Origin of the sequence: Erythrobacter sp. SG61-1L (assembly GCF_001305965.1) — a bacterium.
Classification (GTDB): Bacteria; Pseudomonadota; Alphaproteobacteria; order Sphingomonadales; family Sphingomonadaceae; genus Andeanibacterium.
Genome location: NZ_JXQC01000003.1, coordinates 1,812,483 through 1,824,590 on the forward strand (window position 1 = coordinate 1,812,483; position 12,108 = coordinate 1,824,590).

Here is a 12,108-nt window from a genome sequence, read left to right on the forward strand (position 1 = left end):
GGAGCAGTGCCTTGCGTAAGACACCCGCATGGTCTCTTGATAAATAGATATATATAAATTCGACTTAAGATCGGCTGTAACGGTAGCGTATATATGAATTTTCGGATTCACGAATCCGTCAATTATATGAATGATTCCCATGATTATTTCACGGAACATCGCGCCGATACGGCCGGTTGCCTAAGTAGACTTCCGCATCTTATCCGACAGCTCGTAACGGGTTGGACAGAGGGTTTGCCATGGGCAGATTGACCTGCTCTTCCGAGACATTGTCCGGCCCATAGCCAAGCTCGTCAAACTGCACGCCAAACCGGAACCCGTCCACCCAGCGGACGATGCCCTTGCGGGGCCGGTCGTGATCCATGTGGATCTCCACTCGACTGCCAACGGCGGCCTGCCATTCGGCCTCCACCATTGCCCCGCTGGAAGATACGTTGCGCACCGTGCCGTGCAGCTTCTCACCACGATAGATCACGTCCGCGCTACGCAGCACCACCATGCGCTGTTCGCGCCTGGTGACTTCATAACCTTCGGTGGCAATGGGCAGGCGACTGCGTGCCAGCGTGCGCGCCTCGCGCGCATCGAGCTTGGGCCCATAGACAAAGCCCTGAATCTGGCCGCAGCCAAGCTCGCGCACGGCCTTGAGATCCTGATGGGATTCCACTCCTTCGGCAGTGGTTTCCATGCCCAGATTCTCTGCCAAGGCCACGATTGTCGCAACGATGGGGCGTTTCTGGCTACCCGGCACCGACAGGCCGCTGATAAACTCGCGATCGATCTTGATCTTCGAAAACGGAGCCTTGAGCAGATATTTGAGGCTGGAATAGCCGGTGCCGAAATCGTCCAGCGTCCAGCGCACACCCAGATCGTGAAGCTGGCGCAGGATGGTCTGGGTGCTTTCCGCCTCGTCAAGAAAGACGTTTTCGGTAATCTCCATCTCCAGCCGGCCGGGAGGCATACGGCTCTGGGCCAGGCTGTTGACCACTACCGAGGTTAGACCGGGACTGGCGAATTGCGACGGCGAAAGGTTCACCGCCAACCTGATATGGGCCGGCCATTGCGCCGCCTCCAGACAAGCTTCGCGTAACACCCATTCGCCAAGGCGATTGATCAGGCCGGCAGTCTCGGCCAGCGGAATGAACTCGTCGGCAGCCACTTCTCCGCGCACGGGATGGCGCCAATGGACCAAAGCCTCGAAGCCCGACAGCTTCTCGCTCGCGGCATCGACGATGGGCTGGTATTGCAGCATCAGTTCGCCATTCTCGATCGCCCTGCCAAGGTCGATCTCCAGTTGGCGCCGCTCCAGCGCATGGTCGAGCAGTGTCGTATCGAACATGCGGTGACAATTGCCGCCGCGAGCCTTGGCCGAATAAAGCGCAAGGTCAGCATTGCGCACCAGCGAGTCCACCGTATCACCATGTTCGGGGCCGATCGCGATACCGATTGCCGCGCCAATGGTGACCTTGATGCCCGAAATCTCGTAAGGCGCGCTCAGATAGCGGACCAGTTCGCAGGCCAGCGCTTCCAGCCGGCGCACTTCGGTTGTTTCATGCAGCACCACCCCGAATTCATCGCCGCCCAGACGGCCGACAAAGCCGCTGCTGTTGATGAACATCCGCAGGCGTTCGGAAAACTGGCGCAGCACCTGATCGCCCACCTGATGACCCAACGTGTCATTGGCCTGCTTGAATTTGTCGAGGTCGATCAGCAGCAGCGCGGTCGCGCACCGCCCGCTTTCCGAACCGTTGAGCAGTTCCTCCAGGCGGTCGTTGAAGCAGGCCCGGTTCATCAACCGCGTCAGCGCATCGCGTTCGGCCGAGGCCAGCAGCCTTTCCTGCACGCGCGTGAACTCTGTAAGGTCAAGGCCGATGCCCATGAAGCCCACGAAATTGCCCGCCGCATCGTATCGCGGCTGACCGGATAGAGAGAGGCTGTGAATGCCGTCACGCGCACGGGCACATACGGTGAGGTCGCCAAACGGGGCCTGCATAACCTGATGACGCCGCAGGATGTCTGTCCCGAACGCGATCTCGCGCTGTTGGCGCTGGTTGCAATTCGCCTCCGGCCCCACCAGCCCCCAGACATATTCCCCGACCATCTCCGATGCCGGGCGGCCGAGCACTTTGAACATGCCCTCGCTCGCACGGGTAAGGCGCCCATCACTGTCTGTTTCCCACACGAAGCTGCCGGTCTGCTCCGACATGCGCGAAAGGCGTTCGTTCTGCAGATCCATACGTGCACTCGCCCGTATGAAGCGAGCCTGCGAAGACGCCCAGATCGCCACGAAACTGAATGCGAGCGAGAAAGCCACCACGCCAGGTGGCAAGGCATCGGCGCCCAACAACAGTTCAGTGACCGCAAAACTGGCGGCAAAGATCATCTGCGAAAGCGGAAATGCGGCCAGAATGACCATTCCGATCATCACGCAAGCGAGCGTTACCGCTACGCTGTGCGGATGGGCCAGCACCGCGCCCTCACTGCCCAGCAGGATTCCGCACAACGCTCCGCCCAGGCAGATAATGCGCGCAGTGCTGATCTGATTGGCGCGAAGCGTGCGCGACAGAGTGATCCCGCCCACCAGCAACGGCAGGGCAAGCCCCAACGCTCCAGCAAACCAGATCGCGCCCGCAAGGCTAACTTCCCTCCAGTTCTCCACGACAAGCAGCGCGGTGTAGATCAGCAGCATTCCACCCATGAGCGGAAACAGCGGACGCAGCACCTCAACGCATTGCGCGGTGTAGGAAAGTTCGTGTTTCGAATTCTCCCTCGGGATCCGGATACCAGACGACCAATCGGCCTTGTTCAGCCCGGCCCCCTGAAGGGAAAGTAGCTTTCTTACTGTTGCCATGCCCACCCCACGTTCGCTGGGAGCCAAAGCATCCACTCAAGCATGTGTCACAATTATGTGGTTTGGGAGTAAAATATTCGTTCACTTCCAAATTACGTATTAATTAGTAATCGAACGACTTATTTTTTTCTTAGTTTTCCATTCTAAACCGTTGATGAGTTTCAGGATTTCAGATTTGCGCATTTTCCGGGCCTGCCCGCGCTCAACCGCCAGCAACTGAATCGATACACGAAGCGCACCCCATGCGCGCTCAGACAAAAATCATCAAATCTGGTGCCAATTCCCTTCTGAGTCTCTTTGCAGGCTCAAGAATTGATTTAAGTTGTTTGGGGATATGGACGGAATTTACCTATGCCGCATTCGGTACTGGAACAGAAGATTGCCCGCCTGAAAGGCGCGCTAACTTCCGACTTGCCCGCTGCGCTGCACGCCAAGCTCTCTCGTCTGCTGGCAGAAGCTGAGGCGGATCTGGAGATGGCCATGCAAACCGGCGCATCGACCGATCCACCGCTTCTGGAGCCACCTTCTGATTTGCTGACCATCGCCGATCATGCGGTTATCGAGGCCATGCGCCTGCTCGGTGCCCAGTTCGGCAGCCTGCAACTCTACGATCCGGAAAGTGAGACGCTACAGATCGTCGCTCAGAGGAATTTCCAGGAGCCGCAACTCCAATATCTCGCATTGGTGCGACCAACCGATAATCTGGCCTGCTCGCGCTGCATTGTCAAACGTCAGCGCATCATCATCGAGGATGTGGTGGAGGAACCCTCCTATCAGCCACATCTCACCCTTGCCGCACAAGTCGGCATTCGGGCAGTGCAATCAACGCCGTTGCAGGATTCGGCGGGCAGACTGCTGGCGGTCCTGTCGACCCAGTTCACGGCGCCAAGACGGTTCAGTCAGAGCGAATGCGAAGCGCTGGACCAGCATGCGAGCTGGGCTACCGGCGCCCTTGCCCGCTGCCTCTATGCCTGAATGACAGATCAAACCGGCAGTTCAGTGGTGTATTTCAGCGTTTCAAGCGCAAAATGGGACGAGGCGCCCGCCACGGTCGGATGGCGCAGCAGCTTGTCCATCAGGAAGCTGTTATAATCCGCCACATCGGAAGCCACGATCCGCAGCAGAAAATCCCAGTCACCCGACATGGAATAGCATTCCACCACTTCCGGACTATCGCGCACAAATTCTTCAAAGGCCTGCGAGGCCGCCGGAGAGAAATCCTTGGCGCGCACGTTGCATATCACCGTTACGCCTCTGCCCACTCGATCCGGGTCCACCAGCCGCACACTGCCGATGAGATAGCCAGCCGCTTCCATTGCCTTGATGCGCCGCCAGCAGGATGCACTGGAAGCGCCTACCCGTTCGGCGATTTCAGCATGACTGAGCGTAGCATCGCGCTGCACCAGCGCGAGTATCTTACGATCTACCCGATCTAGATCGATATTCTGTTTCATATTTTCCGCCTTATGCGAAACGGAGTCTCACATTTCCTCGCAGCTTAGTCAATTCTGAAACGATCTTGCACGCCAAAAATGGCATAAGGCGCGATATGGAAAACACGAATCTCCGTCTGGCTGAAAACGGCACCGGCGTCGCACCCCACCTGCGCTCTGTGACGCAGGATCCTTTTCTCCACCGCATCTGCGCGGTTTCCGCCCGCATGCGCAGCATTGCCAGCCGCGATGTGCTGAGCCGCCACGGGCTGGACCTGCGGGACTGGCTGGTTCTGTCCGGCCTGTTCGAACTGGGCCTTGGCTCGCAGCGCGACATCGTGGACCTGACCAAGCTGGATAAGGTGGCCGTGAACCGCGCCGCAGCCCGGCTGAAGGAAACCGGTCTGGTCGGCACCCGGCCAAACCGCCTCGACGGCCGTTCGCACCTGCTTGAACTGTCGGAGCAAGGCCGCAGGGTCTATTTCTCGCTCGCCTCCGCGATTGAAGAGATGGAGCGGCAGGTTCTGGCCCAGTTCGGCAGTGCCGAGACGGATCAGTTCCGCTGGATGCTCGCCCGCCTGGAGGCCTCGCTGGAAGACATCGACCGCGCTGGCGCGGAAATGGCCGAAGCGGATGGTCCTGCCCCGACGGCCTATGGCCAGGATCAGGCTGACACCGCACCTCGCTCGGTAGCGGCCTGACAGCACCACTTGAACAGCAGGAACCGGAGGGCCGGCCGCAGCGCGCGCCGGCCCTTTTTTGTTATCCGTCGGAGGCCCGGTCGCGCGCCTGCAATGAAGCGGCCGCCTCGGCGCGCCCTAGAATGCGATGCTGAGGCCCGCGCGCGCCGAAAGGTCGACATCTCCCTGTGTCTTCTCAGCCCCGATGCCGATCAGCCAGGTGTAGTCGAATCCGCCCGCCAGCAGCCGCGCCTCTGTGGTCCAGCCGCTCTTGAGCGTGCCCGGAGTCAGGGTGAAGCTCTCGCCGTCCTCGAAGGCCGCCGTGGTTGAACCGAGCTGGCTCTGCAGCACGGAGCGCCGGCCGCCTTCCAGTTCCAGAGTAAGCGGCGTCTCATCCGGCGTAGTGCGGCCGAAGCGATAGCTGGCCGTCAGCGTCGTGATCGCAGTAGAGGCCTTGCTGGTGCGCCCGCCAACCGTCAGGTCGATCATGTCGGCGCCGTCCTCCACGTAGCCGTCTTCCTTCAGCCAGTAATAGTCGACTGAGGCCTTGGGCCGCAGCGAGAATCGCGATCCGATTGCCAGATCGTAGGTGACGCCCGCCATGCCCGAAAGCGCCCAGCCACCCCAGCTTCCTTCTGTCGAGTAGCTGTAATCCGTCTCATCGACCGTCGTCTCGAAAGTGCGGGTAGAGGAAAGCTTGGCATGCATGCCAGAAGCCCGCGCAAAGGCCGCGAACGGCCCCTTGCGCAGGCGCCAGTGTCCCGCGATTTCGTAGATTTCCGAGCCGATGTCCTGCAAATCGCCATTCTTGATAGAACCGCCGACATAATCGAAGCTCAGGCCGAGATAGCCGATGCCGAAATCCCGCTCGAGTCCGAGCGACAGGCCATAGCCCTGCGTCTTGAATCCGGCCGTGTCATCGGCTGACTTGCTGCCCTGGAAATAGAGCGGTTCGATCCAGCCGCTCACGGGGCTGACATCGTAAGTGGTCGATGGGTCCGAAATATGCCGCGCGGCGAGGCGCGACGCCCGAGTCACGAAATCGAACACCCCGCCCGCATAATCCGGCATCAGCCCGTCGAACTGGCCGAACAGGGAATCGAAATCCTCTGCCTCCAGCAGGCTGGCTTCCAGCAGCGAATATTCCCCCGCCTGCGCGAGCGCGGCGTCGAATATCTGCGATTGCGGCCCGGTGAGGCCGAGTTCTTCCGAAGTGCGACGACGAATGTCGAGCGTGATGGATGTATCGCTCTGCGTCAGCGTGCCGGTGTAGAGCAGCGGCAGAGCGAACCCGTCCGACAGGTCGAGGTCGGGCGAACCGCTCAGGCTTTCGGCCGTCAGCACTTCGTATGTGCCATCCACCCCGGCAAGCGAGGTAACGCCCACAGTGAGGATCGACCCATCGGCGAATGTGGCCTGATTGACGTCGAAGGAAGAGTTGGTCCCGCTGTCACTGTCGATGATGATGCCGATGGAGCCATCCGCCGCGACCTGCAGCGTGTCGAACGACACAGTCTCGCCTTCGGTTGCCACCAGCGTGCCGCCATTCACATCGACCGAGACATACTCTCCATTGGCGAACGAGCCGCTGAAGACGGCACTGTCCGTCAAGGTGATCTGCGCGGCCTCCCCGGCAGCGTCGACTGCGCCGTAATAGCCGGAAGTGCCTGATAGGCTCATCTCCAGCGCGCCGCCGGCCGAATAGATATCGCCAACATAGATCGCATCGTCGGACAGCAGCAGCCGGTCGTCCCCGGCGCCGAAATAGGTATCACCCGACACGGAACCAGAGGAAATATCGAACAGATCGTTGCCGGATCCGGTGACGATGTCGCCGACCATTGCGGTGTAAATGGTGGGGCTGGAAGGATCGTAGTCCTCCTCGGCCTCTTCATCCTCTTTCGACGCCAGATCTATATCGTTGAGATATTGGCGGATCGTCACACCACTGGTGTTAGCGCCAAGGTTAAGCGCGATGCGTTCATCCTCATTCGAACCGGTGGCATAGATATAGCCTGTGTTGTTCACCGTGGAGAGCGTGCCGGATGCGTCTTTAACCGCCGTTACATGCCCCTCGCCGCTCGACTGGACATAGGCCTTGATCGTGCCGCTGTTATCCAGCGTGGGCACGATGGAGCCGGCATTGATCAGCAATGCGGTGGCCGAGGCATCGTTGGTTGTAGCCTGCACAGTGCCGGAAACGCCTATCCCGTCCGCCATAGTGACCGAGCCGCCCTGCCCGCCGATCACCACTGCTGTAGTGTCGAAGCTGCTGTAATGGGTATTGGACTGCACTGTACCGTCGATAACGAGCGAGTAGGTTCCGTCACGACCGGTGGCCGAACCGATCTCCGTATCGCTCGTCCCGCCAATCACCAGCGCCGGGCTGGCACCGTAAGACGCGATGGCGCCTGCGGTTTCCTCATCATCGTCCACTCCGTCATCGTCCTCATCCTCGTCGGTCGAGCTGAGGTCATAGGGCCGGTTGGCCACGATGATGCCGCCTTCGACATTGCCTTCAATCGACACGGCCGGCGCTTCCACGCGCAGGTCGGAACGAGACAGGGTCAGCGTATCGTCATCGTCGGTGGTATAGGATCGCGCTTTGTTTATCGTCCCGTCGATCGTGACCGTGCCACTGACATCGCCGTTAATGTCCACGCCCGCAGCACCTTCGCCGACGGCCGTAATCGTGCCGCCCAGGCGAATATCCCCAGCGACAGACTGCGTGAAGAGCGCCGTGCTGTAATCGCCCGTCACCGTGATCGTGCCGCTATTGTCGATGTCTCCGGTGAAGTTGGAATCTATCGCGATGCCATAGGAATTGAGCCCTTCGACCGTGATCGCGCCGCTGTTGTCGATTGCTCCGCTGGAAGACGCGCCGGACTGCACATGAATTCCATACCGGCCCGTCGCTTCCGCTATCGGCCCGTCAGGAATGGAATTGCTATCCTCGTCATCAGGCACGAAGTCCTCGAGCACTTCGATCGAACCGACATTATCGATCGAGAAATCCGTCCCATCCCGCACCAGGATGGCCGTGCGCCCATCGCTGTCATCAGCTTCCACCACGGCATCTTCGCCGATGGAGACAGAGCTGTTGCTGTCGATAGTGATTGGCGTGGTACCACTCACATCCAGCACCACATCCTCATTCACCGCGATGTCCCCCGCCGTGGACGTGGCAAGGGCCGTAGTACTGTCGCTGGAGACAACCGTATCGGCCAAAGCCGGGCCGGCGATGGCCGAAGAAAGCATCGTGGTCAGGAGGATATGCTTGCGGACTGCGTGGATCATCGGGTTCGTCACCTGAATTGGGTGGCGCCCGGCGGCTCTGCGGACCACCGGGCGCCTGTTTTTCCGTGGCTGCAAGGATTGGACTTGCAGACAGCAGAGGAACGGCCGCCCGGTGCTGGAGCGGGGACGCTGCGGGAAGCCGTTCACAGGACTAAACGGGGTGGTGGGGCGAACCCTTCGGACCGGTCCGGAAAAAAGTCCGGTCAGCTTGCGTTAAGCCGACTGACGGGATTTCTACAGGCTCCGGCAGCAAAGCAAATTCAACGGGGCGCCTTGAGACTCTTCAGGCAAGACGGCCAGCATGGCGACAGCCCGCGCATCGCGCGCATGGCTCAGAACGACGATCGCCGCGCAGGCTGCCCGTCGGATGACGATACGCGCCTCGTCGCCCTTGCCGGCAAAGGCAGCGTGGATGCCTTCACCATCATTGTGGAACGGCACAGCTCCGCCCTCTATCGCGTCGCCTACCGCATGCTGGGCGACGGGGCCGAGGCGGAAGACGTCGTGCAGGAGTGTTTCGCCCGCCTGTGGACGCAGGCCGCCAACTGGAGCGCGCGGGGCGCCGGGCTGGTCGGCTGGCTCCACCGGGTGACAATGAACCTGTGCCTCGACCGGCTGCGCAAGAGCCGTCCGTCGTTCTGCGATACGCTCCCGGAAGTCCATGACGCTGCCCCGCTGGCGGATCGCCGTATCGAAGGATACGAAGCTCGCCTGGCGATTGAACGGGCGCTGGATGCCCTGCCGCCCCATTACCGTGCCGCCCTGGCGCTCAGCTATTTCGAAGGCTTCCCAAATTCTGTAGCCTGCGACGCCATGGACATGAACCTGAAGGCCTTCGAATCCTTGCTCGTGCGCGCGCGGCGCCAGTTGCGCGGCCTGTTGGAATCGAGTGAGTTCTCGCTGGCCGACGTGGAATTCATGCCATGATCCCGCGTCAGAACGAGGCAGAGGCTGCGCTCGACCGGGCACTTTCACGCGCTTCGACCCCGCAGGTTCCTCCTGGCCTTGCCGGGCGAATTGTGGCCGATGTTACCCGCCTGCCCCAGGATGCGCCGGGCCTTGCCCGCGCTGACGCGTCCCGCTCACACGACGCAGGACGTGGACGGCTGGCGACCGCCTTCGCGATTTCAGCCGTACTGGCAATCGGCCTTCTGGGTACGGCGCTCATCACCCGCAGTGGCGAACGCGGAATGCCCCCGCCGGACCGGCTGCTGGCGGCAGACGCGCCGCGCCCGGCAGAACCCGGTCCACTCGTGCCCGAGGGCCAGCCCTCCCCTCTCGCCTCCGCGGACACGGTCTCCCCGAGAACTGCGGCTGCAAATAGCCGGGACAGCAGCTTGCCCATCGAAGCTGCGCCACCGGAAACCGCTGCTGCCCAGCCGAAAAGCGCCAGCCACACCACGCAAGTGTTGGCCGCCCAACCCGCGATTACCGCGCCGGCTTCCCTATCGCCGCCCCTCAAGGCACAGGAACCCGTGGAGCTTGCGCGTCAGGGTGACGCTGCCGCCCCATCCGCGATTGGCCCGGTGGATCCCTCCGCTTCGCCCGCTCCGGTCTATGGCCCACCGGCCACACAGGGGCTTGGTGTGGCAGGCGGCAAGGCAAGCCCCCCCGCCACGCAAGGCCCACCGCGCGGCGAACCTGCTCACTCCGGCCCCGGCCCCAATCCGAGCGGCCCCGCCCACCCGTGGTAAGTGGCCGTTGCGGGAANAGCTGTTGACAGCCCGCCCACCCCCCCGCTATCGGCGCGCTCCTACCTGCCGAAGCGGATCAAGCATCCGAAGCGGCCCGTGCCCAGATGGCGGAATTGGTAGACGCACCGTCTTCAGGTGGCGGCGCTCGCAAGGGCGTGGAGGTTCGAGTCCTCTTCTGGGCACCATTACTCTCGCGGATGGCAGAAATCCGCGAAAGTCCCCTGAAATCCGTTGTTTACGGGCGCTTCACGGTACAAAGAGGCGGTACAAAACGCCTCGCGAGTGAGGCGTCGAATCGTGGGCATAATGACCAAGCACTTGCAGCGCGATCCCCGGACCGGGCGGCTGTCATTCCGCCGCGCTTTCCCGGACGAGTTGCGCCCCTTCATTCCCAAACAACCCCGCCAGTTGAAGCGGTCGCTCGGCGCGAAATCCCTGCATGACCGGGAAGCCTCACGGCGTTTCGCTGAGGCCCAAGCCGAATATGAGAGGATCGTGGAAGCGGCACAGTTGCGTGCCAACGGCACCAGTCGCCAGCTTGCCAGTTCCGACATTGGGTTCCTCGTGCAGACCTACGCCCATAGGCTCCGCAAGAACCTCACTGAGACCCACTTCGATCCCTCAGACGATCAACGCGAGTGGCTTGCAGCCTCCGCATGGCGCTTCGCTCCCTTCGCCTTCATGGACAAGGTGGGGGCAGAGTTGGCGGGCCGGGCAATTCCGTGGACCAATTCCGAAAGGGTCCGCGAAGCGCTGCCGGACCTCCTGTCCCACTGGCGCAAGCTGATTAGCGATGGTGACAGGGCAGGAATTATCAGCGCCGAAGGTCAGACCGGAGAAAACCTGCTCGCGGAGTTTGCGCTTACAGCGGAATTGGACGCTACCGTTTTCTTTGATCTATGCCTTGCCCTCATCAGGGCAGACATAGCGGCGGGGGTCCAGTTCTTACGCCTCACTGACAGCGGCGAAGAGATTGAACCGATTGAGATTCCAGTAGCCCCCGCGTCCGCTTCCCCCGAGAGGGATGTAGTGCGCTGGAGTGCATCTGGAACGGGCCACACTCTCACCTCATTGGCCGAACGCTTGTTTGCCAATAAGGTGGCTCCCATCGGCAAGGCTACGGAGCAGGCATGGAATACCGCTCTCAGGTTCTGGCGGGAAGTGTATGGCGAGATACCTTGCAGTGACATCACACGGCGGAAGGCCTCCGAATGGTCGAATCTGCTTTCCCAGCGCCCTCGTGGGCTTCCCAAGCGAATGGAGCGGCTTCCCCTCCCTGCACTTGTCGAACGATATGCGGGCAACGCTCAGGCGGCCCGTATCGCTGGAAAGACTGTGCGGCAGCACTTGGGGTCCCTCTCAGCCATCTGGAACAAGGCGGAGAAACGCGGGCTCATTGAGAATATGGCCAATCCCTTCGCTGGCCATGACGTGAAGGTCCAGCATAAGACTGGCGGGCAGCCGCTCACCACCGGAGAGCTAAATGCCGTCTTTCGGCTCCCCGTGTTCACAAGCGGCGAACGCCCCAAGCAGGGGCGGGGAGAAGCCGCGTATTGGATACCGCTACTTGCACTGTTCACAGGGGCAAGGCCCGGTGAGATTGCCCAGCTTATCGTCTCCGATTTCTGGCAGGACAGCGCAGGCAAGTGGCACATGCTCTACACAGACAAAGGGGAACACCCTGCCATCGGCAAGCGGCACCTCAAGACCAGTCGGCATGGGACCGGCGAACGGCAATTTCCAGTGCCGCAAACACTCATAGACCTTGGCCTGCCCGCCTATCTGGCGTGGCTTGGAGAGCGAAAAGAGGTCGCCCTGTTTCCCGAGCTACGCGCGACCTCCAAGGGCCTGCATGACACTTGGAGCAGATGGTGGGGCCCTTATGTGCGCGAACACGGTGCCATCCCCGAAGGGAAGCGGCAGACCCGAGAGTTCCGCCACAACTTTATGACCGCACTCCGGGCGTCCGGCGTGTCAGATGAAGCTATCTCCTATCTTGCCGGGCACTCTGTCCGTGGGGGTAACACCACGCGGACCTATGGTGACCGCTCACCCTATGGTGCGGAGATCGAGAAGCTACGCTTTGAAGGCTTGGACCTGAGGGGCGTTAAGCGCTGGAAAGTACCGCCCCTTTAAGGTTCCGCTTGTTTGAGCCG

Annotated in this window: 8 protein-coding genes and 1 tRNA gene; 6 read left to right on the forward strand and 3 right to left on the reverse strand. The window is 61.2% G+C overall.

Features of this window, described 5'->3' with window-relative positions; translation table 11 throughout:
- Positions 1-199: 199 nt before the first annotated feature.
- On the reverse strand, positions 200-2,695 hold the full coding sequence (locus SZ64_RS09255) for an EAL domain-containing protein (protein ID WP_162225096.1): 2,496 nt from the start codon (positions 2,693-2,695) through the stop codon (positions 200-202).
- Positions 2,696-3,199: 504 nt separating this feature from the next.
- Between SZ64_RS09255 and SZ64_RS09260 the strand changes: the two genes are divergently transcribed.
- A complete protein-coding gene (locus tag SZ64_RS09260; protein WP_054530558.1) occupies positions 3,200-3,823 on the forward strand; it encodes a GAF domain-containing protein in 624 nt (207 codons plus the stop codon).
- Positions 3,824-3,831: 8 nt separating this feature from the next.
- Here SZ64_RS09260 and SZ64_RS09265 read toward each other — a convergent pair whose 3' ends face one another.
- The gene (locus SZ64_RS09265; RefSeq protein ID WP_054530559.1) at positions 3,832-4,302 is read right to left on the reverse strand and encodes an Lrp/AsnC family transcriptional regulator; all 471 of its coding nucleotides are present in this window, start codon (positions 4,300-4,302) and stop codon (positions 3,832-3,834) included.
- A gap of 95 nt (positions 4,303-4,397) precedes the next feature.
- Between SZ64_RS09265 and SZ64_RS09270 the strand changes: the two genes are divergently transcribed.
- Complete coding sequence (locus SZ64_RS09270; RefSeq protein WP_054530560.1) at positions 4,398-4,982, forward strand: MarR family transcriptional regulator; 585 nt, start codon at positions 4,398-4,400, stop codon at positions 4,980-4,982.
- Between the two features lie 117 nt (positions 4,983-5,099).
- Here SZ64_RS09270 and SZ64_RS09275 read toward each other — a convergent pair whose 3' ends face one another.
- A complete protein-coding gene (locus SZ64_RS09275) occupies positions 5,100-8,258 on the reverse strand; it encodes an autotransporter outer membrane beta-barrel domain-containing protein (RefSeq protein ID WP_054530561.1) in 3,159 nt (1,052 codons plus the stop codon).
- A gap of 327 nt (positions 8,259-8,585) precedes the next feature.
- Between SZ64_RS09275 and SZ64_RS18745 the strand changes: the two genes are divergently transcribed.
- The 4 genes from SZ64_RS18745 (at position 8,586) to SZ64_RS09295 (ending at position 12,088) form a co-directional block, all read left to right on the forward strand.
- A complete protein-coding gene (locus tag SZ64_RS18745; RefSeq protein ID WP_162225097.1) occupies positions 8,586-9,185 on the forward strand; it encodes a sigma-70 family RNA polymerase sigma factor in 600 nt (199 codons plus the stop codon).
- A complete protein-coding gene (locus tag SZ64_RS09285; protein WP_054530563.1) occupies positions 9,182-9,952 on the forward strand; it encodes a hypothetical protein in 771 nt (256 codons plus the stop codon). The genes SZ64_RS18745 and SZ64_RS09285 overlap by 4 nt, the downstream gene beginning before the upstream one ends.
- A gap of 98 nt (positions 9,953-10,050) precedes the next feature.
- Positions 10,051-10,137: transfer RNA gene (locus SZ64_RS09290), tRNA-Leu, on the forward strand.
- Positions 10,138-10,258: 121 nt separating this feature from the next.
- Positions 10,259-12,088: a DUF6538 domain-containing protein gene (locus SZ64_RS09295; RefSeq protein ID WP_054530564.1), complete on the forward strand. Its 1,830-nt coding sequence runs from the start codon at positions 10,259-10,261 to the stop codon at positions 12,086-12,088.
- The last annotated feature ends 20 nt before the right edge of the window (positions 12,089-12,108 follow it).